The organism is Micromonospora sp. NPDC049081, from assembly GCF_040648835.1.
Classification (GTDB): Bacteria; Actinomycetota; Actinomycetes; order Mycobacteriales; family Micromonosporaceae; genus Micromonospora; species Micromonospora antibiotica.
The window spans coordinates 57,217-80,031 of sequence record NZ_JBEZEK010000019.1; the positions used below are offsets into that span (position 1 = coordinate 57,217).

The 22,815-nt window shown below is 72.0% G+C and carries 19 protein-coding genes; 10 read left to right on the plus strand and 9 right to left on the minus strand.

Annotated elements, in window-relative coordinates; genetic code table 11:
* Window positions 1-167 precede the first annotated feature (167 nt).
* The gene (locus AB0B63_RS23940; protein WP_219467539.1) at window positions 168-1,724 is read right to left on the minus strand and encodes an SLC13 family permease; all 1,557 of its coding nucleotides are present in this window, start codon (window positions 1,722-1,724) and stop codon (window positions 168-170) included.
* A gap of 48 nt (window positions 1,725-1,772) precedes the next feature.
* Entirely contained in the window at window positions 1,773-3,326 is a 1,554-nt protein-coding gene (locus tag AB0B63_RS23945; RefSeq protein WP_357022379.1) for a gluconokinase, read from the minus strand.
* Between the two features lie 239 nt (window positions 3,327-3,565).
* On the opposite strand from AB0B63_RS23945, the gene AB0B63_RS23950 reads away from it, so the two are divergent.
* Together AB0B63_RS23950 and yidD are read left to right on the plus strand one after the other, a co-directional pair.
* The gene (locus AB0B63_RS23950; RefSeq protein ID WP_208569639.1) at window positions 3,566-4,657 is read left to right on the plus strand and encodes a hypothetical protein; all 1,092 of its coding nucleotides are present in this window, start codon (window positions 3,566-3,568) and stop codon (window positions 4,655-4,657) included.
* 109 nt (window positions 4,658-4,766) lie between these two features.
* Window positions 4,767-5,153 (plus strand): membrane protein insertion efficiency factor YidD, encoded by a 387-nt coding sequence (gene yidD / locus AB0B63_RS23955; RefSeq protein WP_357022383.1) that lies wholly within the window; start codon window positions 4,767-4,769, stop codon window positions 5,151-5,153.
* Window positions 5,154-5,211: 58 nt separating this feature from the next.
* Here the strand turns inward: yidD and AB0B63_RS23960 are convergent, their stop codons facing one another.
* The gene (locus AB0B63_RS23960; RefSeq protein ID WP_255597905.1) at window positions 5,212-5,430 is read right to left on the minus strand and encodes a hypothetical protein; all 219 of its coding nucleotides are present in this window, start codon (window positions 5,428-5,430) and stop codon (window positions 5,212-5,214) included.
* A 145-nt stretch (window positions 5,431-5,575) separates the two neighbouring features.
* Here AB0B63_RS23960 and AB0B63_RS23965 point away from each other — a divergent pair, with 145 nt between their 5' ends.
* Window positions 5,576-6,301: a TetR/AcrR family transcriptional regulator C-terminal domain-containing protein gene (locus AB0B63_RS23965; protein WP_357022386.1), complete on the plus strand. Its 726-nt coding sequence runs from the start codon at window positions 5,576-5,578 to the stop codon at window positions 6,299-6,301.
* Window positions 6,302-6,396: 95 nt separating this feature from the next.
* Window positions 6,397-7,560 carry a phosphotransferase gene (locus tag AB0B63_RS23970; RefSeq protein ID WP_357022389.1) on the plus strand — a complete coding sequence of 388 codons (1,164 nt, stop codon included), beginning with the start codon at window positions 6,397-6,399 and terminating at the stop codon, window positions 7,558-7,560.
* Between the two features lie 46 nt (window positions 7,561-7,606).
* Here AB0B63_RS23970 and AB0B63_RS23975 read toward each other — a convergent pair whose 3' ends face one another.
* The gene (locus tag AB0B63_RS23975) at window positions 7,607-7,975 is read right to left on the minus strand and encodes a VOC family protein (protein WP_208569635.1); all 369 of its coding nucleotides are present in this window, start codon (window positions 7,973-7,975) and stop codon (window positions 7,607-7,609) included.
* Between the two features lie 159 nt (window positions 7,976-8,134).
* Here AB0B63_RS23975 and AB0B63_RS23980 point away from each other — a divergent pair, with 159 nt between their 5' ends.
* The 3 genes from AB0B63_RS23980 to AB0B63_RS23990 all read left to right on the plus strand — a co-directional run bounded on the left by AB0B63_RS23980 (window position 8,135) and on the right by AB0B63_RS23990 (window position 13,199).
* Window positions 8,135-12,436 carry an AAA domain-containing protein gene (locus AB0B63_RS23980; protein ID WP_357022393.1) on the plus strand — a complete coding sequence of 1,434 codons (4,302 nt, stop codon included), beginning with the start codon at window positions 8,135-8,137 and terminating at the stop codon, window positions 12,434-12,436.
* Between the two features lie 113 nt (window positions 12,437-12,549).
* Entirely contained in the window at window positions 12,550-12,903 is a 354-nt protein-coding gene (locus AB0B63_RS23985) for a type II toxin-antitoxin system RelE/ParE family toxin (protein WP_357022396.1), read from the plus strand.
* Entirely contained in the window at window positions 12,900-13,199 is a 300-nt protein-coding gene (locus tag AB0B63_RS23990; RefSeq protein ID WP_357022398.1) for a helix-turn-helix transcriptional regulator, read from the plus strand. The genes AB0B63_RS23985 and AB0B63_RS23990 overlap by 4 nt, the downstream gene beginning before the upstream one ends.
* Window positions 13,200-13,219: 20 nt before the next feature.
* Here AB0B63_RS23990 and AB0B63_RS23995 read toward each other — a convergent pair whose 3' ends face one another.
* From AB0B63_RS23995 to AB0B63_RS24010, 4 genes are all read right to left on the minus strand, one after another.
* Entirely contained in the window at window positions 13,220-16,282 is a 3,063-nt protein-coding gene (locus tag AB0B63_RS23995) for a DUF3427 domain-containing protein (protein WP_357022401.1), read from the minus strand.
* A 268-nt stretch (window positions 16,283-16,550) separates the two neighbouring features.
* Window positions 16,551-17,075, minus strand: a complete 525-nt coding sequence (locus AB0B63_RS24000; protein WP_357022404.1) for a hypothetical protein — start codon at window positions 17,073-17,075, stop codon at window positions 16,551-16,553.
* 150 nt (window positions 17,076-17,225) lie between these two features.
* Window positions 17,226-18,020 carry an inositol monophosphatase family protein gene (locus AB0B63_RS24005; RefSeq protein WP_357022407.1) on the minus strand — a complete coding sequence of 265 codons (795 nt, stop codon included), beginning with the start codon at window positions 18,018-18,020 and terminating at the stop codon, window positions 17,226-17,228.
* Window positions 18,017-18,838: a DUF5919 domain-containing protein gene (locus AB0B63_RS24010; RefSeq protein WP_357022410.1), complete on the minus strand. Its 822-nt coding sequence runs from the start codon at window positions 18,836-18,838 to the stop codon at window positions 18,017-18,019. Before AB0B63_RS24010 ends, AB0B63_RS24005 begins: the two co-directional genes overlap by 4 nt.
* 364 nt (window positions 18,839-19,202) lie before the next feature.
* On the opposite strand from AB0B63_RS24010, the gene AB0B63_RS24015 reads away from it, so the two are divergent.
* Genes AB0B63_RS24015 through AB0B63_RS24025 form a run of 3 tightly spaced genes read left to right on the plus strand, consistent with a single transcriptional unit; the run spans window position 19,203 to window position 21,265 of the window.
* Window positions 19,203-19,481, plus strand: coding sequence for a hypothetical protein (locus tag AB0B63_RS24015; RefSeq protein ID WP_244253159.1), 279 nt, complete (start codon window positions 19,203-19,205; stop codon window positions 19,479-19,481).
* Window positions 19,478-20,236 (plus strand): FAD-binding oxidoreductase, encoded by a 759-nt coding sequence (locus AB0B63_RS24020; protein ID WP_357022415.1) that lies wholly within the window; start codon window positions 19,478-19,480, stop codon window positions 20,234-20,236. Before AB0B63_RS24015 ends, AB0B63_RS24020 begins: the two co-directional genes overlap by 4 nt.
* A gap of 24 nt (window positions 20,237-20,260) precedes the next feature.
* Window positions 20,261-21,265 (plus strand): hypothetical protein, encoded by a 1,005-nt coding sequence (locus AB0B63_RS24025; protein ID WP_357022418.1) that lies wholly within the window; start codon window positions 20,261-20,263, stop codon window positions 21,263-21,265.
* A gap of 185 nt (window positions 21,266-21,450) precedes the next feature.
* Here AB0B63_RS24025 and AB0B63_RS24030 read toward each other — a convergent pair whose 3' ends face one another.
* Complete coding sequence (locus tag AB0B63_RS24030; RefSeq protein WP_357022421.1) at window positions 21,451-22,815, minus strand: hypothetical protein; 1,365 nt, start codon at window positions 22,813-22,815, stop codon at window positions 21,451-21,453.

Consider the following 22,815-nt stretch of genomic DNA (forward strand, 5'->3'; position numbering starts at 1 on the left):
AGCCTGACCCGCCCCGCAACGACCCGGGCGCCTGACCCGCCCCGCAACGACCCGGGCGCCTGACCCGCCCCGCAACGACCCGGGCGCCTGACCCGCCCCGCAACGACCCGGGCGCCTGACCCGCACCGTCGCCGGCACCTGACCCGTCTCGTCGCCGGGTCGGGGTGTCACAGGAGCAGGTCGAGCAGGAGCACACCGGCGAAGCCGACCACCGAGATGATCGTCTCCAGCACCGACCAGCTCTTGATGGTCTGCCCCACGGTCAGCCCGAAGTACTCCTTGACCAGCCAGAAGCCGGCGTCGTTGACGTGCGAGAAGAACAGTGACCCGCAGCCCACGGCCAGCGCCAGCAGCGCCACCTCCGGCCGGTCCAGGGTGGCCGCCAGCGGGGCGACGATGCCGGCGGCGGTGATCGTGGCGACCGTCGCGGAGCCGGTGGCGACCCGGATGCCGACGGCGACCAGCCAGCCCAGCAGCAGCGGGGAGAGGTTGGCGTCCTTGGCCGCGTCGGCGACCAGGTCGCCCACCCCGGCGTCCACCAGCACCTGCTTGAAGCCGCCACCGGCGGCGACGATCAGCAGGATGCCGGCGATCGGCGGCAGCGAGCCGCCGAGCACCGAGGAGACCTGGCTGCGACTGAAGCCGGCCTGGTAGCCGAGGGTGAACATGGCGACGATCACCCCGGCCAGCAGGGCCACGATCGGGGTGCCGACGATGTCGAGGGCCTGTCGGGCGAAGGTCCCCTCGGTCAGGGCCAACTCGCCGACGGCGCGCAGCAGCATCAGCACCACCGGCAGCAGCACGGTGAGCACCGCCGGCCAGAACCTCGGGGCACGCCGGGCGGTCTCGGTGCCGCTGTCGTCGACCGGGGCGCCCGGCCGGCCGGTGCCCGGGTTGACCAGGTCGTCGTCGGTGAGTAGGTCGTCGTCGCCGGCCGGTCCCCGCCCGGCGTCCCGGCCGGCCGACTTCCGGTCGGGGCGGGCGTCGGGGCTGCCGGGTCCGCGCCGGCCACCGCCGGAGGTGGCCGGTTGCCGGGTGGGCAGCAGCGCGGCCGGGGCGGTGGCCGGCACGTACCGGGCGATGAAGTTGCCGAACACCGGGCCGGCGACGATCACGGTGGGGATGGCGATGATCAGGCCCAGCCCGAGGGTGAGCCCCAGGTCGGCGTTGAGCGAGGAGATCGCCACCAGCGGGCCGGGGTGCGGCGGGACGAGGCCGTGCAGCACCGACAGGCCGGCCAGCGCCGGAATGCCGATCTTCATCAGCGGTACGTCGGTCCGCAGCGAGACCAGCAGCACGATCGGCACCAGCAGCACCACGCCGACCTCGAAGAACAGCGGCAGGCCGATCAGCGCGGCGACCCCGGCCATGGCCCAGGGCAGGGCGGTGCCGGAGACCCGCCCGACGACCCGGTTGACGATGCCGTCGGCCCCGCCGGACTCGGCGAGCAGCCCACCGATCATCGCGCCGAGTGCGATCAACAGCCCCACCCCGCCGACGGTGGAGCCGACCCCGGCGCTGAACGACTCGATCATCGTGTCGGGGGCCATGGTGGCGACCACGCCCAGCACCGCGGCGCCGAGGATCAGCGCCAGGAAGGGGTGCACCTTGCCCCAGGCGATGAGCAGCACCACCGCGGCGATGCCCAGCAGGGCGGCCACGACGAGCTGGGCGTCACCGGCGCTGGTGGCCGGTTCCGCCGGTGCGGCGAGGAGAGTGAGCACGGTAATCACGACCTTCGGACGGTGTCCGACCCGGTGCGGTGCGGGCGGTCACATGGGTGCGGGGGTGGGCGGTGGCTCCGCCGGCAGGCTGGGGGCCAGCCGGCGCAGCGACGCGAAGGTGGGCACCAGCGCGTCGTACAGCTCGGAGTGCAGGGGGAGCAGGGCGGCGTAGGTGGCGGCGGAGGCCGGCTCGGGGCGTACCGTCTCGTCGATGCGGACCAGGTCGGCGGCGACGTCGATGGAGTCGATCAGGCCGAGCGCCTGCATGCCGAGCAGCGCCGCGCCGAAGCTGGAGCCCTCGTGGCCGGCGGGGAACCGCACCGGCATGCCGAGCGCGTCGGCGAGCATCTGCCGCCACAGTGGACTGCGGGCGAAGCCGCCGCTGGCCCGCACCTCGCGGACCTCGTTGCCGGCCGCCCGGACCGACGCCAGGACCAGGGCGAGCTGCTGGCACACCCCCTCCAACGCGGCCCGGACGAGATGCTCGCGGCGGTGCCCGTGGGTCAGCCCGACGTACGCCCCGCGCGGCAGCGCGCTCCAGTGCGGGGCCCGCTCGCTGAGCAGGTACGGCAGCATGATCAGCCCGCCGGAGCCGACCGGGGCGGTGGCGGCCAGCGCCAGCAGCTCCTCCTCACCGTGCTCGCCGAACTCGGGGGCGAGCGCGTCGCCGGCCCACTGGAGCACGATCCCGCCGTTGTTGATCGCCCCGCCGACGACCCACCGGTCCTCGGTGAGCGCATAGCAGAACACCCCACCGAGCGGGTCGACGGCGGGACGTTCGACGGCGACCCGCATCGCCCCGGAGGTGCCGATGGAGCAGGCGACGACGCCGGGGCGTACCGCGCCGAGACCCAGGTTGGCCAGCGGGCCGTCACCCGCGCCGACGACGAGCGGGGTGTCGGCGGGCAGGCCGGTGGCGATGGCGGCGCGGGCGGTCAGCCCCGGCAGCACGGTGGTGGTGGGGACGAGGCGGGGGAGCTGCTCCTCGGTGATCTGGGCGATCCGCAGCGCCTGCGCGTCCCAGGTGAGCTGGTGGATGTCCATCAGGCCGGTGGCCGAGGCGACCGAGTGGTCGGTGACCAGCGTGTCGGTCAGCCGCAGCAGCACGTAGTCCTTGATGCCGACCCAGTGGGCGACCCGTGCGTGCAGCGTCGGCTCCTGCTCGGCGTACCAGAGGAGTTTCGGCAGCGGGGCCATCGGGTGCACGGGGGTGCCGGTGCGCCGGTGCAGGGCGAGACCCCAGGGGGCGGCACGCAGCCGTTCGGCCTGACCGCTGGCCCGGGAGTCGGCCCAGGTCACCGACGGGGTGAGCGGTACGCCGTCCGGGTCGAGGCCGATCAGGCTGTGCATGGCGGTGCTGAACGACAGGCCGGCGATGCCGGTGCCCAGCTCGGTGACGACGGTGCGGATGGTCTCCACCACCGCGTCGAAGATGAGCTGGGGGTCCTGCTCGGCATAGCCGGGGTGCGGCTCGTCGAGGGGGTAGCCGACGGAGTGGCTGGCGAGCTGGTGGCCGTCGGTGTCGTACCCGACGGTCTTGGTGCTGGTGGTGCCGATGTCGACGCCGAGCACCACGCGGCGGCGCTGGTCCGGGCCGGTCACGGGTCCCCCTTGGCGTCGGCGGTGCGGGCGGTGCGGCCCGGCTGCGGCTGACGTTACCCACGCCGGCAGCACCCCGCACGGCGTCGGACCGGAAGGTGAGGCATCGTGCGGTGCGCCGCCCGGCGGGAAATCCATCCCCCGATCGGGTGGTAAATCGGCAATGCCGGGTCCGTCGGGCTTGTCCCTGCCGTTGAGCCGGGTGAACACCGGTTGGTGGCTCGCACGGCGGAGGGATCGGCGTGGCGATGACTGATTCGACGGGTTCCACCTGGCGCTACACCTGGGCTCGCCAGCAGAACGAACGACGGCGGCGGGTCTTCCGCACCGCCGAGCGGGCCTGGCGTCGCCGTGACGACGAACTGCGTCGGCTGCGGGCCCTCGCCGTCGGCCTGCGGGGCAGCGCGGCGGCCGGGGGTGGCCTGCCGCTGGCGTTGAGCCCCGGTGAGTCGGTGCTCTGGACGACGCCCGGCGTGCAGCTGGTCGAGCTGCGGCACACCACCGTGCTGCCCGCCCCCGACCTGGTCGTCGAGGCGGATCCGGGGCGGCTGCGCCACCGGTTGCCCGACGGGGTCCGGGTCACCGACGCCGGCATCGCGGTGGTCACCAACCGTCGGTTGGTCCTGGTCGGCGGGCGCGGCCGGCGCGACTGGGCGTACGGCAGGATGACCGGGTTGCTGCACGACCCGGCGGCCCCGGTGAGCCTGATCCAGGTCCTGGACCGGCGGCAGACCTCGGGTCTGCTGCTGCCGGCGGGTGTGGCGACCGAGTTCCGGTTCGTGCTGACCCTGGCCTTCGCCGACGCCATCGAGCAGCGGCCCGCCGTCCTCGCCCAGCTCGACGAGCTGATCGCCGCCCATGCCGAGGCCACGCCGTTCCGGCCGGAGATCGCCACTCCCGCGCAGGCCCGGATCAGCGCCCGGATCCCCGGTGGTCGGCGGACCGTCGCGGTGGCCGCCGCGCTGACCCTGGTGGTGCCAGCGGTGCTGGTCGAGTCGGACCCGCCGGCTTCCCCGGAGGTGGCGGCGGCGGCCACTGCCGCGCCCGGCCCCGTCCCGGCGCGGACCCGACCCCCGTCGCCGGTCCCGTCCCCGTCGGTGGTGCGGGAGCGACGCTGCGGGGCACCGGCCAACCCGATGGGGTACGACTACTGCGGCGGTGAGCGGGTGCGTAAGCCCGACCACCGGGTCTGCGACTGGTTCGACTGCGTGCCGCAGTTCTGGGCCGGGCGGGGTTACCTGGTGTCGTGCCGCGACGGCGCGGTCAGCCTGACCGGCGGCCAGCCGAAGCCCTGCGCCGGCCACGACGGGGTACGCCGCACCGTCCACCACTGATCCACCGGGGCTCCTCGCGGTTGGGGCGAAGTAGCGGTGTCAGGCCCGGGCCGGTACCGCTGCTCCGGCCCATCGGCCCCGACAGTGGGACTGGCGCGGCCGTCGCATCATGTACGGCGTGATCCATTTCAAGCGTAAGCAGCGCAAGAAGAAGCGCGACTGGTGCGATGCCGACTGCGACGGTTGCGACGGCTGTGACAGCCTGCCCTGCTGCGACTTCGGCCTGTTCTCCCTGCTGCTCACCCTCGGCGCGACCACGGCCCGGGTGAGCCGGGCACCGGTGGCCGACCGGGCGGGCCGGGCGGCGATCCTCGGTTACCGGCGGTGGTTGTCGCACCGCTGGCCGGGCCAGTGCCGCTACACCCCGACGTGCAGCGCCTACGGCCTGACCGCCGTCGAACGGCACGGCCTGGCCGTCGGTGGCCGGATGGCGGCGGACCGGCTGCGCCGCTGCCGGCCGGGCGTCCCGCGCGGCACCCACGACCCGGTCCGCTGACCGTCCGGTGGCCCCGCCGCCGACGGGCACCGGCTGCTGCTGACCAGCCCGGCCCGCCTCACGCCGTCACGTCGCGGTAGACCTCGACGTCGTAGATGAGCCGGACGGGTTCGCCGTTGGTGGTGCCCACGAAGACCGGTTCGCCGGCAGGGGTGCGCCCGCGCCGCCACACCTCGGCGCGGGCGGCATCCCGGGATTCGCGATGGACCTTCCCGGTCCGGTGCAGCTCCACCACCCGGCGGGCGGTCTGCCGGTCGCTGTCCAGCTGTATCCGCATCAGCGGCACGGGGTGCCACCGTCCCTCCTGGCATCGCCACTGCCCGCCGAGGGGTCCGGCGGGTCCGGCTCAGGCAGTTCCTCTAACACTGAACAGTTAACTTAACGACGTTAATTCAACTGAGCACTGTACTAGGCTGCTGCGGGTGGACGCGACTGAATTGAGTGGGGCTTCCGCCGGGCGGCACAGCGGCCGGTCCGATGCCAGGGCCGGCGCGGTCTGGCTGCGCGCGGAGCCGACCCGCAACCGCCGGGCCACCCCGCTGACCCGGGAACGGATCGTGACGGCGGCCGTCGCCCTGCTCGACCGGCACGGCATCGACGGGCTGACGATGCGCCGGTTGGCGGAACACCTGACGGTCACCCCGACCGCCCTCTACTGGCACGTCACGACGAAGGAGGACGTCCTCGACCTGGCCGTCGACCACATCTTCGGCGAGGTGCCACTGCCGGCAGCCGGCTCCGACTGGCGGGACGACGTACACCTGCTGACCTCGGGGTGGCGGGCGGCCATGCTCCGCCACCCCTGGGCGCCCGGCCTGATCGGCCGGCCGATGCTCGGCCCGCACGTCCTCGCCCGCACGGAGTTCCTCCAGTCGGCGCTGGTCCGCGCCGGCTTCACCGGCCTCGACCTGGCCGTCGTCACCCGACTGGTGGCCAACTACGTGATCGGCGCCGCGCTGACCGAAGCCACCTGGCACCAGACCGGCGACCCGGAGGTACGTGCCGAGGCCCGCCGGCACCTCGTGGCGAACGCCGCCAGCTACCCCACCCTCACCGCCTCCGGGCACCTCGACGATCGACAGTGGAGCGACGACGACCTCTTCCGCCGGGGCCTCGACGTCATCCTCGCCACCCGACCGGGCAGCTGACCGCAGCATCCCGGCCGTCGGCCGGACCACCGGCGGCATACGGACCGACGGTATTCGGCTCGCCTGTCGCGTGGACCGCCGCTACCGTCCGGGGCATGTCCCGCACCATCCGACTCGTCCTGGTCGACCCCGCCGGCCGCCTCCTCGGCGCACTGCCCGACTTCGACGTGCTGGTGCCCTGGTGGCATGACACGACGGCGGTCGTCGCGGGGGCCCGCGCCGCGTACGGCGTCGAGGTGACGGTGCTGCGGCTGCTCGCCGGGCAGCGCGGGCGGCCACCCGGGGGCCACGTCAGTTACCTGGCCGAGGTGGCCGCCCCGGTGCGCGTACCGCTGCTGCCGGCGGAGGCGGTGCAGCCGGCGGCGCATCCGCTGCGCGCGCCCTACGCGCAGCCGGGCGGGCCGGCGGCGAGCCTGGCCTGGGCCGCCGCACAGCTCGACCGGCTGGGTCGGCCGGCGACCGTGTCGGCCCAGGAGCGCACCTGGAACCTGTCGGCGGTATGGCGACTCGACGGGCCGCACGGCACCGCCTGGCTCAAACAGGTGCCGGTGTTCTTCCGGCACGAGGCGGCGGTGCTGCGGCTGCTCGCCGACGACCCGGCCACCCCGACGCTGCTCGCCGCCGACGACGGGGGGCGGATGCTGCTCGACCACGTGCCGGGGGAGGACCGCTACGGCGCCGACCCCGCCGAACGCGCCGCGATCGCCGTCGACCATCACGCCCTCCAGGTGCGCACGGTGCCCACCGTCGACGGGCTCGTCGCCGCCGGCGTGCCGGACCTGCGTGGTGCCGCCCTGGCCCGGTGGCTGCGCGCGAAGCTCGCCCCGCACCCCGCCGCCGACCCGCTCCTCGCCGGGCTGCAGGGGCGGCTCGACGAGGTGGCCCGGTGCGGGCTGCCCGACACCCTCGTGCACGGTGACCTGCACCCCGGCAACGTCCGCGCCGACGGGTCGCGGTACACCATCATCGACTGGGGCGACGCGTTCGTCGGTCACCCCGCCTTCGACATCCTGCGGCTGACCGAGCAGCTGCCCGCCGGGCCGGCCGCCGCCCTGGTGGCCGACTGGTGCGCACGCTGGCGGGCCGACGTGTCCGGCTGCCAGCCGGAACGGGCGGTGGCGCTGCTGCGGCCGGTGGCCTGGCTGCGGATGGCGGCGGTGTACGCGATGTTCCTCGCCGGCATCGAGCCGAGCGAGCGGATCTATCACGACCGGGACGTGCCGGAGAACCTGGCGCTGGCGGCGGCCGAGCCGGGCTGACCGGCAGCGCGTCGGGCCCGGTAGCCGTGGGTCGGGGGTGGACGCGTCACTCCGGCCGGTGGCAGACCGCCTCGACGTTGTTGCCGTCCGGGTCGCGGACGAACGCGCCGAAGTAGGTCGGGTGGTATTCCGGCCAGACCTTCGGGGCGTGCAGCACCTCGGCGCCGGCCGCCACCGCCGCGTCGTGGAACGCCCGGACGGCGGCCCGGTCGGCGGCGGTGAAGGCGATGTGCGCCTCGTGGGCCGGGCCGGACGTCGTGGTCGGACTGAGCCAGAAGTCGGGCCGCTCGACGCCGTAGCCGACCACGTCGCCGTACTCCAACAGCCGCCGGGCGCCCAGCGGGGCGAGGACGGCGTCGTAGAAGGCGAGGCTGGCGGGGATGTCGCGGGCCTGGATGCCCAGGTGGTCGAGCACGATGGTCTCCCTCGGGTGTGGTTGCCGGCCCAGGCTAGAACCGACCTCCGACAACGGACCACCGACACGGTCGCGGTCAGGAATGCCGACCGGAGGTCCCGTCCGGGAGGAATTCGCCGGTAGGGTGCCGGGGACCGCCACAGCCAGCAAAGGTGCCGCATGCTCCCCCGCGCCACGTCCGACACTGAACCGCCCGCGCTGATCCTGGAGCGCACCACCGCGCTGGTCGACTACCTGATGGCGGTCCGCGCCCAGCTGGAGAAACCGGTCCGGACGGTGCCCACGGCGGACGCGCTCTGGCAGCACGACCTGCCCGAGCACCCCGACTGCCAGGTGGGCGTCTCGGCCGACGGGGTGAGCTGGCTCCAGGTCGGCCTGCCGGCGGCACCCCGGCGACTGAAGACCCCCGTCGAGTTCGTCGCGCACCTCGCCGACACCCCGCCCTACCCGGCCGAGCCGAGGTTGGCCGGCGACGAGGAGACGGTCGCACGGCTGCGACCCCGCTTCGAGCAGTGGCGGGAGCAGGACTGGCGACCCTGGGCCGAGCAGGCCGCCCGCACCGACCGGGTACGCCAACTGCACCGCGCCCTGTTCGACCTGATGCACCGGGTCGACATGACCGCCGCCAGTCACGAACTCGTCTGGGGCCACGGCGTCATCCGCGTCGAGGTCGCCGGCCACCCGGTGCGGTACCCGCTGGTGGTGACCCCGGTCGCCGTCGAGTTCGACGCGGACCGGTCGGTCGTGCGGGTCGTACCGCAGGGGCCGGCCCGGTTGCAGACCGACCCGCTGACCGGCCTCGACGAGCGTTACCTGCGGCAACTGCTGGCCCTGGCCGGCGTCGGCGGGCAACTCGACCTCGACGTCTGGGCGGACCTCGACCGGCGGGAGTTCTTCGAGCGGGCGCTGCGCCGCCTCGGCCACGACCCGGTGCTGCGCGACGCCGACGCCCCCGCCCCCACCGGCGCGTACGTACACGACACCGGGGTGCTGTTCGTCCGGCCCCGGCAGCGGATGCTGCGCCGCTTCCTGGAGGAGCTGCGGGCCCGGCTGCTGGCCGGCGACACCACCGGCATCGGCGCGCTGGCCGCCATCCTCGCCCACGAGCCGAGCCGGCTGGAGATGCCGCAGGACCAGCCGCAACGGTGGCAGCCGCTGGGGGAGCGGCTGCTCATGCCGCTGCCCACCAACGAGGCGCAGGAGTCCATCGCCCGCCGGCTGGCCCAGCACCGCAACGTCGCCGTGCAGGGACCGCCCGGCACCGGCAAGACGCACACCATCCGCAACCTGATCTGCCACCTGATGGCACACGGCAAGCGGGTGCTGGTCGTCGCGCAGAAGGAGGACCCGCTGCGGGTGCTGCGCGACGGCCTGCCGGCCGAGATCCAACCGCTCTGCCTGGCGGTGCTCGGCCGCTCCGCCGACCAGTTGGTGCAGCTCCAACTCGCCGCCCGGGAACTCTCCGACCGGGGCGCCACCCTGGACCGTCGCGCCGAGCAGCAGCGGGTCGACCGGCTGCGCCGGCAACTGGAGGAGGCCGAACGGGACCTCGGGCTCGCCCTGGCCGGCCTGCGCGCGTTGGCCGAGCACGAGTCCGCCCGCTACGAGATCGACGGCATCCGGCTGTCCCCCGGCGACGTCGGGGTGTGGCTGCGTGAACGGGCCGACCGGTACGGCGACATCCCCGACCCGCTCGCCCCCGACCTGGACGCCCCGCTGACCGGCGAGGAGTTCAGCGAACTGCTCGACATCGCCCGGCGTACCCGGCGACCCGACCGGGCGCAGGCGCTGCGTCAGCTGCCGACGGCGGCCGACCTGCCGGCCGCCGAGGCGATCCGGGCCGACCGCCACGAGCTGGCCGCGACCCGACGCGAACTGGACCGGCTCGCCGACGCCGGGATGCTGATCGCCGAGGTGCGCGCCGTCGGGCAGCCCGCCATGGAGCAGCTCGGCGGGCAACTGCGGGAGGCGCTGACCCTGCTCACCGAGCGGGAGGGGGCGTGGACCGACCGGCTCGGCACCCTGCTGCAGGCCGACGCCAACTGGCGCATCCGGTGGGAGGACCACGTCGCCGCCAGCCAGCAGGCGCTCGCCGACCTGGCCACCGCCGCCCGGGTCATCGCCGGGCACGAGGTCACCGTCGCCGAGGTCCACCTGACCGAGCCGCGCCGGCTGCTGGCCCTGCTCGACGAGCTGCGGCAGCGGTTCGCCACCGGCAAGGGCGTCAGCAGGCTCTTCCAGGGCACCCTGGCCCGGATCGCCACCGAATGCCGGATCGACGGCGAGATGCTGCGCAGCGCCGACGACGTCGACATCGTGGTCGCGTACGTCACCCGGCGTCGGCTGCGGCAGGCGCTGGCCACCCGGTGGGCGGAGTGGCGGGCGTCGCTCGGGCTGCCCGCCGAGGTCGGCGACGAGCCGGAATACTGGACCGGCCAGCTGCTCACCGCCGCCGCGACCGCGCTGGACTGGGACCGGCGGCGCTGGCCGGCCCTGCTGGGCGCCGTCCGCCGGGTGCTGCCGCGCACCGAGCACACCATCGACGTACGCCGGCTGACCGCGCTGATCACCCTGCTCGGCCGGGCCACGGCGGTGTTCGCCCACGACGAGCTGGTGGCCGAGGAACACCGGCTCGACGCGTTGCTGCAACACGGCATGTCCGGCGTCGACGCCAGCGACCTGTGGCGGCTGCTCGACCACAGCTTCCAGGGCGACGTCGACGGCTGGGACGCCCTGCTCGACGAGGTGCGCCGGCTCGCCGCCCTGCGCCCCGAGGCGCAACGCCTCGCCCAGCTCACCGACCGGCTGCGACCCGTCGCCCCCGACTGGGCCGCCCAGATCGAGGACGGCACCGCCGTCGCCCTGCACGGCACCGGCGCGGACTGCCTCGACCGGTGGCGGTGGCGGCGGGCGCAGACCTGGTTCGACCAGGTCGTCGGCAGCGTCGACCCGGTGGCCCTGGGCCGGCGCGTGGACCGCACCCGGGAACGCATCCGCCAGCTCACCAGGGAACTCGTGGTCGCCTCCGCCTGGTTGGAGGTGTCGTTGGCGTTGGACGACCGGCGGCGGGCCGCCCTCGCCGACTGGACCACCGCGCTGCGCAAGATCGGCAAGGGGACCGGGAAGAACGCCGCCCAGTGGCAGGCCCACGCCCAGAAGGCGATGACCGCCGCCGTGGACGCCGTGCCGGTGTGGGTGATGTCCGTCGACCGGGCCATCGAACAGTTCGCCGGGGGCGCGCGCTTCGACGTCGTCATCGTCGACGAGGCGTCCCAGGCCGACCTGTTCGCGCTGCCGATCCTCAGCCTGGCCGAACGGGCCGTCGTGGTCGGCGACGACCAGCAGATCGGGCCGCAGCTCTCCTTCGTCGGCAGCGTCACCGGCCTGATCAACTCACACCTGGTCGACGTGCCGTCGGCCGAGCACTTCGACCCGGAGAGCAGCCTCTACGACCACGCCGTCCGCCGCTCACCCGAGCGGATCCTGCTCACCGAACACTTCCGGTCCGTGCCGGCGATCATCGGCTTCTCCAGCGACACCTACTACGGCGGCGAGATCGAACCGCTGCGCACCGACCGGCCCGCCGGCATCGGCGACCCCGTCGTCGCCGTGCACGTGCCCGAGGGCGTCCGCCAGGACCTGCCCACGTACGGCAACGTCAACGTCGCCGAGGCCGAAGCCCTCGTCGCCCGGGTCGCCACGATCGTCGCCGACCCGGCGTACGCGGGCCGCAGCATCGGGGTGGTCAGCCTGCTCAGCACCAGCGGGCAGGCCCTCTACCTGCTGGCCCGGCTGCGGGAGGAGATCGGCGAGGAGGAGATGGAACGCCGCCGGCTGCGCGTCGGCGACCCGTACACCTTCCAGGGCGACGAACGCGACGTGGTGCTGGTGTCGACGGTGGTCTCCCCGCACCAGGGGCCGGTCGCCGCGTTCACCAAACGCGACCACCACCGGCGGGTCAACGTCGCCGCCTCCCGGGCCCGCGACCAGCTCTGGGTGTTCCACTCCGTGCAACCCGACGACCTGCGCCCCGACGACGCCCGGGGTCTGCTGCTGCGCTACTGCCAGAACGTCACCACCGCCGAGGAGGCGTACGACAACCTGGAACAGCGCTGCGACAGCGACTTCGAACGCGAGGTGCTGCGACGCATGCTGCGCCGGGGGCTGCGGCCGTTGCCGCAGTTCCGGGTCGGCTCGTACCGGATCGACTTCGTGCTGCCCGCGCCGGACGGGCGGCGGCTCGCCATCGAGTGCGACGGGGACGCCTACCACGGGCCGGAGCAGTGGGAGAGCGACATGCGCCGGCAGGCGGTGCTGGAACGGGTCGGCAACTGCGTCTTCGTGCGCATCCGGGGGAGCGTGTTCAGCCGGGACCCGGACGCGGCGCTGGCACCGCTGTGGCAACGCATCGAGGAGCTGGATATCAGGGGGAGCCGGGTGGCGGAGGCGCCCTCCTGCTGAACGACCGCTTCCGGCTGACGCCTCTCCCGCACTCGCCGCCAAGCCGGACAACTGACGCGACACATGATCGCCGCTAAGGGTGTCTGATTACCTGGGGTAATAGCATCAACGCTATGGCTTGGGGTAGCGTGGAGCTGGAACCAGAAGTCCGAGACTGGCTGGAGGAACTGCCGAGCACAGACTTCGCCCGAGCGGCGTTTTATATTGATCTCCTTGCCAGTCGAGGTGTTCTCCTCGGCGAACCTCATACCAGGCAACTGGACGGCAAACTCAGAGAATTGCGCTTCTACCTGGAGCGCAGCGCGGTACGCCTGACGTACTGGATAGCTGCCGAGCGGAGGATCATCGTGCTGACGGTGTTCCGGAAGACGCGGATGCGGGAGGACCGGGAGATCCAGCGGGCTCGCCGGGCGCTTGAGCGGTGCATGGCGGATCGGCACACCGCGAACGAGGGGGCGGAACGATGAGTGATCGTGTCGACTGGAACGACCTGCGTGGCCGCCGGCTGGCCGAACCTGGAGCGGCTGAGGCGTACGAGGCGACCCGAATCGCCTACGAGCTGGGCCAGGAGGTTCGGCACCTGCGTGAGCGAAGTGGCTGGAGCCAGAGTCAGTTGGCGCGAGCTGCCGGGATGACGCAGTCCGCCGTGGCGCGGTTCGAGGCTGGCGGGACGATACCCACTCTGCCCGTCCTGGAGCGGCTGGCCGGCGCCCTCGATATGCGGCTCGATGTCAGGTTCACGCCGAACGTCGATGCGGCCTGAGTGATCCCGGGGGTACCCGGTCAGGCGGCGATGGTGCGGGCCGCCGCGTACAGGTCGGCGGGTAGCGGGGTCGCCAGCTCCCACACGATCCGCATCGGCCGTTCGCCGCTGTGCCGCTGGTAGGTCATCGGCCCGGCGTACAGGTAGGCGGGTGCGCCGAGGTCCCGGTCCGGCACCCGGGTCTCCCGGACGAACAGGTGCACCGTCGAGCCCAGCGCCGCGTGGTGGATGTACCGCTGCCCGGTGGGGGACGACTCCGAGGTGGTGCTCTGCGACTCCCACTGGAACAGCCGCTCGGTGATGGCCCGGTCGGCGTACATGGTGGTGGGGGAGTAGTGCTGCTCCGACTTGACCAGGGTGACGAAGAACAGGTCCGCCTGCTCGGCTTCCAACCATTTCACCCCTTCCCGTAGCGACCCGGGGTTGGCCATCCCGAACGCCGCGCACGCCTCGTTACGGCTGTACCGGGCGTGCACCCGCAGTACGCCGACGGGCGCGGTGACCCGGTGGATGCGCTCCCGCAGCACCTCGGCGACGTGGCGCAGTTCGGCGCAGCGGGCCGGTTCCGCCCACAGCCGTTCGAGGCGTTCCTCCTGGGCAGCCAGCGGCGCCTGCGGCCCCCACAGGTCGAAGTGCACCATGTTCCACAGCCGTCCGGCCTGCGGCGGGTCACCGGCGGCGACCCGGGCCAGCAGGTCGAGCCGGTCGACGTCGTCGAGGTGCAGCATCCGGCCGATGGCCCGACCCAATTCGCGGTCGGCCGGGCCGGGGGCCGAGGTGTCCAGGCCGGCGAGTCGCCGCAGCCCGGTCCACCCGCCGACAGAGGCCGACCGGTAGACGTCCTCCACCTCCAGGCCGGTCTCCCGCAGGAACTCGGCGAGGCTCACGTCGCCGAGTTGCCGCAGCTCGGCCACCAGGCCCTTCTTTGACGTGGGCAACGCGGTGCGCAGGTTGTCGAGCACGATCTCTTTGGCGACCCGGTCGAGCTGCACGTGGCAGCCGCTGGGCAGCGACGGGAAGTCCTGCTCGACGGCGGCTTTGACGGCCCGCCGGCTGACCCCGGTCAGCGCCCGCCAGCGCAGGTCGAACCGGAAGTTGGCGTGCTGCCCGCCGATGAAGTCGAGCACCGTCAGGCACGGCTTGTCGTCGTCGAGGCGCAGCCCACGGCCGAGCTGTTGCAGGAAGATGGTGGCGCTCTCGGTGGGCCGCAGCATCAGGATCGTGTCGACCATCGGCAGGTCGACACCCTCGTTGAACAGGTCGACGGTGAACAGCACCCGCAGCTTCCCGGCCTTGAACTCCCGCAGCAGCCAGTCACGCTCCGCGCGGTCCAACCGCGAGGTCACCGCCGCCGACGGTACGCCGTGCCGGGTGAACCAGTCGGCCATGAACTCGGCGTGCCCGATGCCCACGCAGAACCCGAGCGCCCGCATCCGGGCGGTGTCCACGGTGTCCCGGACAGCCCGGAGGATGATCCGCGCCCGTGCGTCGTCACCGGTGTAGACGCCGTCGAGATCCGCCAGGTCGTAACCCTGGCCGCGCCGCCAGCGCAGATGCGATAGATCAGTGTCGTCGTGCACCCCGAAATATTGGAACGGCGCGAGCAGTTGCCGCTCCAACGCCTCCCACAGGTGCAGCTCCACGGCCGCGCGGCCGTCGAACCACCGCCGCACGTCGCCACCGTCGGCCCGGTCGGGCGTCGCGGTGAGCCCCAGCAGTACGCGCGGCGCGAGCCGCTCCAACAGTCGGGCGTACGTTGGCGCTTCCGCGTGGTGGAACTCGTCGACGATCACCATGTCGTACGCCTGCGGGTCGATCTCCCGCCGGTGCAGCGACTGGATGGAGGCGAAGACGTGCGTCCAGTGCGTCGGCACCTGGCCGCCCACCAGGGTTTCGCCGAAGCTGCCGTCGCCCATGACCTGCCGGAACGTCGACAGGCTCTGCCGCAGGATCTGCTCCTGGTGGGCGACGAACAGCAGCGAGTCGACGGTCTTGTTTCTGTGAAGCCGCCGGTAGTCCAGGGCGGCGACGACCGTCTTGCCGGTGCCGGTCGCCATCACCACCAGGTTGCGGTGCCGGCCGTGCACCTGCCGCTCCGCGTCCAGGTCGGCCAGGATCTCCGCCTGGTACGGGTACGGCCGCACGTCCAGGTTGGCGATCTGCGTCGGCGAGTCCTCGCGCCGTTCCCCGCGCAGCGCGCGGCGCAGCCGTTCGGCGTCCCGCCCGGTGTCGTAGGTCTCGAACGCCGGGTCGCTCCAGTAGTCCTCGAAGGTGGCGGTGAACGTGTCGATGACGTGCGGCTGCTCGACGTTGGAGATCCGGACGTTCCACTCCACCCCGTCGACCAGCGCGGCCTTCGACAGGTTGCTCGACCCGACGTACGCGGTGGTCAGCCCGTGGTGGCGGCGGAACAGCCATGCCTTGGCGTGTAGTCGGGTGGTCCTGGTCTCGTAGGAGACCTTGATGTCGACCCCCAATTCGGCGAGCCGGTCGAGGGCGCGTTGGTCGGTCGCGCCCAGGTAGGTGGTGGTGATGACGCGTAGCTTGCCGCCGCGCTGGATCAGCTCACGGATGGCGGGTTCGACGATCCGCAGGCCGTACCACTTGATGAACGCGCAGAGCAGGTCGACCCGCTCCGCCGACGCCATCTCGTGAGTGACCTCGTGGCCGATGCGGGGCTGGTGCCTGCCGTTGACCAGCAGCGCGCCGGTGGAGAGCGGGGTGGTGGGGCGCTGCGGGAAGGTCGGTTGTGCCGGGGGTGTGGGTGGGGCGGCGATGGCGTGCAGGAGGTTTCTGGCGTCGGCGATCTGGTCGTGCTGGTCGGTCGCGGCGGGGCTGAGGGTGGCGATGGCCTCGGCGATCCGGTTGGTCAACTCGACCTGGTGGCGGAGCTTGTCCTCGCCGTTGGGGACGGCTTGCAGGGCACGGCTGATCAGGGCGGCGAGGTGCCGGGTGAGGGGGTGATGGGAGTCGGTGGGGTCCAGGGGCTGGTGCTGGACGTGAGTCGGGTCGAGGTGGTGGAGATGGGTGGCGAGCTGATCAGTTATCAGATTCTCGTAGGTACCTACCTCAAGATCCATCACTCGGGCAAGGTAGCGGTCGACATGGTTTCTCTGCATTGGCTGTCAGTTTTTTGACAGTTTAAGACTTCATCCAACTGAGGTCCCTATTGCTCTCGCTCGTCGTCGCCTGGTTGCCTCAGCAACTGGACTGACCAGCGAGAATCGCACCGCAATGCGAGTATGAGACCCGGCATTTCGGTCGGGATGGTTTTTCGTAGCCCAGTCCTGGTCCTCCAGGTGTAGCCAGGTTCGCTTGCCTGGATGTCCCCGATTTATTCAAGAATTTCCATCATCCCTCTATTGGTCGAGCCAACTCGATCCCATGGCGAGGTGATCCTTCGAACCGTGCTTCAAGCTGTTCGTTGCCGTAAATCGACTCGTACTGCACATGAATCCTGATCCGTTGCGTTACCGCTTCCCAAAAATCATCGTCTCTAGCTGGATCGTAAGACTCTACGGCAAGGATTATCAGTTCTCGGCCAACTGGAATGGGTTTGCCTCGGCGAAGGGATGTAAAATTAGGCCAGACTGCGAACGTGCCCCGCAGGGGGTCGACAGCCTGCTTCTCCCACGGCCCGACCTCTTCGCTGTCGAGATAAAGGGTAGCTTTTCGAATAATGGCCGGCCCGAGGCCGGCATTTTGGATCCGTATTCCTGTCAGGCCGCCGTCCGTCCGGAGGCAGTCCAGGCTCAGCAGCGGGCGAACCGATTGGAAGTTATGCCTTCGGCTCGCCCTTGCTTCGGTGATCGAGACTGCAAGTGAGGCGATGGCGATCACGGTCGCAGAAATTGCAGTGATCGAATTTGCGTCCACAGTTCTCCTGTTTGGAAGTGCGGGGCCACGTCATCAACTAGTAGGTGCCATCCTCCAAGCTACGTCGTTCGGGCAAGCTGGAATGATCGGAGCGCGCTCATGCCGCCGACCGTGCGCCGCGACGATGTGCGGAGGCTATGACGCCTCTGATCAGTCGTCCGAAGAGACTGCGCCGACCAGCGTCAGCATCTCCGCCACCAGGCGGGGAGTTAAGCCGAGGGTTACGGACGAGCGGGGGCAGTGCCCGCTTCCGTCTCGGTCCACAACGACAGCGCCCGCCTCCCGGGCGATTGCCGCTCCGGCCGTCATATCCCACGGATGGTTAGACAGGGTGAGCGCCGCATCGATCCGGCCTTCGGCCAGCCAGGCTAGATCCAGCGCGGCGGTCCCGGTCATCCGCACTCGCTGCACCGTCTCGGCCAACCGTGCTGTCAAAGCGAGACGCGCCCGGTTTTTGGTGGCAGCGCCCGACCCGACGGCATAGTCACCGATCGCTACGATCGCGTCGCGAAGCATGCTGGTTTCGCTCACCCGGATGGCTTTTCCGTCGACTGTCGCGCCGTTGCCCCGGGCGGCGACGTACCGGTTACCCAGGAAGGGCGCTTCGATGACGCCGAGGACCGCATCACTGCCGTGCAACAGCCCCAGCGACACCGCACACAGTGGGATGCCGCGTACGAAGTTGGCTGTCCCGTCGATCGGATCGAGCACCCACTGCATCTCGCCGGTTCCCTGGACCCCGTCTTCCTCGCCGAGGAAGCCGATCTCGGGGGTGGCGGCCTGGAGGAAAGCCCGAACCTCGCGCTCGATCTCGTAGTCGAGTTGCGACGCGAAGTCCCGCTCACCCTTGGCCGTGAGGGCACCGGGGGAGCGGTGCCGCATCATCTCCGCCGCCCGTGCCACTGCCTCCTCGGCCACCGGAAGCAGGTGTCGGTAGTCGTTCACAACTGCCGCCCTCGCTGCCATTGCGCCTCGAAGAACTGCTCGAAGATCGGATACAGGCAGGACCGGTCCTCCTGCCGCCTGACGACGAACGTCGGGGAATCGACCCCTCGACTCACCGGCAGGTACGGCTGGGCAACACAGAGGTCATCTGCCAAGACCACGTTGAAGCGGAGCGTGTCGTCGTAGACGGCCAGTTCCAGGTGGTCACGTAGTCCAACCGGCAGCCGCTCCCGGACCCGCATTAACGTCTCGATGTTCAGCTTGGTCAGGCCGGAGAGCTGACCTGGCGAGAATCCTTCCTCTGCCTCGCGTGCCTGGACGGCCGACCCTGCCGGATCGAGGAACAGGCAGCGGGCCCGTCCACCTGCGTCGAGAAGGTCACGCCACTGCCTGTCGGCGAAGCCCTGAGCAAGCAGGTTGAGCGAGAGTCCGACAGCCCGAACCATCGTTGCGCCACCCAAAAGATGGTCGGGTGAGATCCGGGTGGAGAACTCTGATCGGCTCGAAAAGACGGCGACGAGGTCACCGAGTTGTGTCGCATCGCTGACCGGCGGATCAGGCATATCGATGGTCGATGTTGCTGCTGCTCGCAGTGCGGCCGTGAAGCGGTCCCGTGCCTCCACCGGAGCCTTGCCGAGCATGGTGTCGAGGGCCGATTGCATCTCAGGGCGTGGCGTGACTCCAGCGCCGCCGGCTTCCCATTTGGACACCGTCCGTTCGGCCACGCCGAGATGTGACGCGAAGTCGCGGATGCTCATCCGGAGCGCGTGGCGGAGGGTTCTGCTCTCCCGACCGCTCCATCGCTGCACGGTCGTCATGGTGCCGCCTCAGCTCATGTCGAGGTAGGTCAACGTGCACTGTATCGACAGTTGGTGCAGCACGGTGACCGCGTAGGTGCAGTCCGTGGTCATGTTGTCAGTGGTGCCGTCTGACCAGGGTTGATGCATGGCCCGGGGCGGGTGCCGGGCTCCGGGGCGTGTCGACCCGTACGACGCGACCTCGTCCCCGCCCGCCCCGGCGCCCGTCACCCTCCCGCCGAGAAACAGGGGCCGCAGACACCATGAACACCGCCGCAACAGACCTCCCCGTCCGCGCCACCGACCAGGAGGAAGGAGCGCACACCCCGGCCCCGGGCCGGCTGTCCGATCGTGCGCAGGTCACGCCCGAGGGCGGTGCGCAGGCATGACCCCGGAGGAGATCGTCCACCGCTGGTTGCGGCTGGTGACGGCGGATGCGGAGCTGTCGCCGTACCTCATCGGGGTGGATCGGGTCCGGCTGGCCGCGCACCTGACGGCGAGCGTGACCGCCGCGCTCGCCGGGGAACCGGCGGACGCCTGGGGTGGGCTCGGCCTGTCCGAGGAGCAGCATCGGCGCATCGGCGACTACCTGGTGGGGGTGTGCTGGGCGGCCGACCTGCCCGACGGGCGGATCGCCCAGGTGCGTCGGGCGGTGACCCGGTGAGCGCCGCCGAGTTGGGGGCCGGTGACGGCGTGCCGGCGAGGGTGATCGGTCACGACCGGCCGTGCCCCGGCATCGCCATCCTGACCCTGCGCCCCTGGGTGCGGTTGCCGCACCGCCCCGGCCAGGCGGTTCCCGTCGAGACGCCACGGCATCCCGGTCGCTGGCGGTGGTACTGCCCGGCCAACGCACCCCGCCCCGACGGCACCGTCGAGCTGCACGTCCGCGCCGTGGCCGCCGGCACCGTCTCGGGCAGCCTCGTCCACGAGGTACGCCCCGGCGAGCTGCTGCACCTCGGCCCGCCCCGCGACACCGGCCTGCACCTGCGCGGCGGCGACCTGCTGCTGGTGGCCGGTGGCACCGGGCTGGCCCCGCTGCGCGCCCTGGTCGAGCAGGTCGCCGCCGCCCCCGACGGCCGCCGGGTCACGCTGGTCGTCGGCGCACGCACCTTCGTCGAGCTGTACGACGCCATCGCCCTCGACAAGCTCCAGTGCGCCCACGACTGGCTGACCATCGTGCCCGCGTTCTCCCACGACCCGCACGCGGAGTCGGCCGGGCGGGGTGACGCGCTCACGATCGCCCTCGACCACCTGCGCCCCGACCAGGTCGTCTACGTCTGCGGACCGCCTCCGATGCTGGCGGGTTCGCGGCTGCGGCTGCTCGCCGCCGGTGTGCCCGCCGACCGCATCCACCTGCCGCACCGGATTCCGGCGTCAGACCGTGGAGCGGGAGGGATTTTTCCGCAAACGTCTTCCTGACATTCCGGTCCTACGTTCCCCGTCATGACATTGAAGCCAACCCCCGGTCTGCGTCGTCGCGTCGGCGTCGCGGGAGCGGTCACCGCGCTCGTGACGACGAGTCTGACCGGGCTCGCTCAGCAGCCCGCCACCGCCACGCCCGGCCCGGTCGCCACCCACGCCGTGGCCGTCACCGCCGCCGAGCGGCAGGCGGTGCTGGCGTACTGGACGCCGCAGCGGATCGCGGCTCTGAAGACCCCGTCGGCGCAGGTGCCGCCCGTGGCGAAGCCCGACGGCGCACCCTGGACGCGGGCGGACGCCGTGTCGCGTACCGTCGGCAGGCTCTTCTTCACCGACCACGGCGAGGACACCAGCTGCACGGCGACCGTGCTGGACAGCGCCAACCGCAGCACGGTGGTGACCGCCGCGCACTGCGTCAACAACACCGACCTCCTCGGTGAGGACAACCAGTGGTCGGCCAACGTGCTGTTCGTCCCCGGCTACCGGGACGGCCGGGCGCCGTACGGCAGGTTCGTCGCCCGGCTGTCGGTGGTCTCCCCGACATGGCTGCTCAACGACCAGATCGAGAGCCTCTACGACTCGTACGACCAGGCGTTCGTGGTGCTCCACCCGGACGGCGACGGACGCCGGGTGCAGGACGCGGTCGGCGCTGCCCAGCGGATCGGCTACGACGTGCCGGGCGCGCGGGTGGTGCACCAGTTCGGCTACCCCCGGGCCAGCTCCGACGAGGCCCGCGAGGGGTTGCCCGAGTACACCGGTGAACGCCTCGCCTACTGCGTGGGCCCGGCGGTGGAGCAGCAGGCGACCGAGGAGTGGCCGGAGCCGCCCGGCCAGTGGGGCACCGCGTGCGTGATGGGCGGCGGCTCCAGCGGCGGCCCACGATTCGCGAACTTCGACCGGCACACCGGGCTCGGCACCGTCGTCGGCGACAACTCCCACGGCTACATCCCGGGGAAGCGTTACCTGGTGGGGCCGCAGTTCAGCACGGCGATCACCCGCCCACTCTTCCAGCAGGCGCAACACAGCTGATCCGGTGCGGTGGCCGGCCGGCAGGACCGCTCCCGGCAGTGATCCGGATCCCGCACCAGGAGCGCGGCGTGCGGGGGCCGGGGGCGGTGGGCGGCGCTGCCGGGTCGGCCCGCCGCCCACGACCTGACGGACCTGTACCCGCCCCGGTGCCGGCGGGGCACCCCCGCCGGCACCGGGAGTCACCGTCAGTGCTGACCGGTGGCCGGACCCCCATCAGTCGGGTCCGGCCAGGGGTCGACGGTGGCGGCGTCGAGCTGCGCGTTGAGCTGCTCGGTCAGGGCCGTCTGCTCCGCGCTGAGCATCTCGGGCCGGTGCCGGTCGAGCAGGTCCTGCGTCACCCGCAGCGTCTCCAGCCGCAGCGACGGGCCGGCCAGCCCCGCGAACAGGGCGCGGGTCGACGCGTCGGTGTCCGCGGAGGTGACGAAGCCGGGGGCGACCATACCGGTGAGTCCGTGCCGGGCCCGCCCTTCGGCGATCTCGGTCCAGGCGTCGGTCACGTGCCGCCAGACGCCGGTCACCGCGTCCTCCACCGCCAGGTGCAGCTCCTGCCAGGCCTTCTCGTGCTCGGCCAGCTGCTTCTCCGATCTGGCCTTGAGCCGGTCGTAGCGTCGCGTGACGTCCCGTCGGCGCAGGCCCACCCGCTTCGCCCGGTCGGCGGCGGGGTTGTGCGCGCCGGCCTTGAACGCGATGGCCGACACGCTGAGCAGCACCAGCAGACCGACCAGCGGCCACTTGAGGTCGGATTGGTGCGGGTCCAGGTGGCTGCCACGCAGCTTCGCCCACAACGCCAGCACCCCGACCACCAGCGTGGCGAAGCCCACCGGCAGCACCCAGCTCGGCCAGGGCAGCTCGCCCGGCTGCCGCTCCTCGTCCTCCGGGCGCCACATCACGAAGACCCGGCGGAGCAGGATGCGCCAGCCCAGCTGTCCCCGCCAGCGCCGCCGTTCGGCCCTGGCCCGGTGCCGGAACAGCGGCACCCCCAGCCAGTAGCCGGCGAGGGTGAGCGCCATGAAGATCCCGGCCCCCGGCAGGAACGCCACCCAGTATTCGACGGACCCGCCGCTGTCGAGGGCGTCGCGGAACGACTCGGCGAGGAAGACCGTGTCGTAGACCGCGCTGAGCAGGATCACCGTCCACACGAACGCCGGATGCTGCCAGCCCGGACGGTACCGCCGGTCCTCGACGCCGTCGGCGGCGTGGTCCGACTCCACCAGTCGTTCCTGGCGTGCCGCCGCGCCGAGTTCCCGCTCGGCGAGCAGCACCTCCAGCCGGTGCAACCCCAACTTCGCCCGGTGCCAGGCGTCGACCATCCGGTCGCCCGCCGTCTTCAACCGCTGGTGGTACGCCGTCAGCGCCTCCTCCGCGTCGGCCTTGGCCTGGACCAGGCGGGCCGACTCGGTGTGTGACAACTGGTCCGGCCGGTACGGCTCCGGAGTGGCGACCGGCTCGGCGAGCCGGGTCGCGCCGAGGGTCAACAGCGGGGGGCACTGCACTGAGGGGTAGCGGCGGCCGTTGCCGCTGTCGTGGTGGCGTACGAGATTGTCGGTCAT

Bases quoted from the DNA above. Each gene is read 5' to 3' on its own strand.
- AB0B63_RS23980 (WP_357022393.1), top strand. From the start codon at position 8,135: ATGCTCCCCCGCGCCACGTCCGACACTGAACCGCCCGCGCTGATCCTG.
- AB0B63_RS23990 (WP_357022398.1), top strand. From the start codon at position 12,900: ATGAGTGATCGTGTCGACTGGAACGACCTGCGTGGCCGCCGGCTGGCC.
- AB0B63_RS24025 (WP_357022418.1), top strand. From the start codon at position 20,261: ATGACATTGAAGCCAACCCCCGGTCTGCGTCGTCGCGTCGGCGTCGCG.
- AB0B63_RS23970 (WP_357022389.1), top strand. From the start codon at position 6,397: ATGTCCCGCACCATCCGACTCGTCCTGGTCGACCCCGCCGGCCGCCTC.
- AB0B63_RS24010 (WP_357022410.1), bottom strand. From the start codon at position 18,838: ATGACGACCGTGCAGCGATGGAGCGGTCGGGAGAGCAGAACCCTCCGC.
- AB0B63_RS24015 (WP_244253159.1), top strand. From the start codon at position 19,203: ATGACCCCGGAGGAGATCGTCCACCGCTGGTTGCGGCTGGTGACGGCG.
- yidD (WP_357022383.1), top strand. From the start codon at position 4,767: ATGTACGGCGTGATCCATTTCAAGCGTAAGCAGCGCAAGAAGAAGCGC.
- AB0B63_RS23985 (WP_357022396.1), top strand. From the start codon at position 12,550: ATGGCTTGGGGTAGCGTGGAGCTGGAACCAGAAGTCCGAGACTGGCTG.
- AB0B63_RS23960 (WP_255597905.1), bottom strand. From the start codon at position 5,430: ATGCGGATACAGCTGGACAGCGACCGGCAGACCGCCCGCCGGGTGGTG.
- AB0B63_RS24030 (WP_357022421.1), bottom strand. From the start codon at position 22,815: ATGACCGACAATCTCGTACGCCACCACGACAGCGGCAACGGCCGCCGC.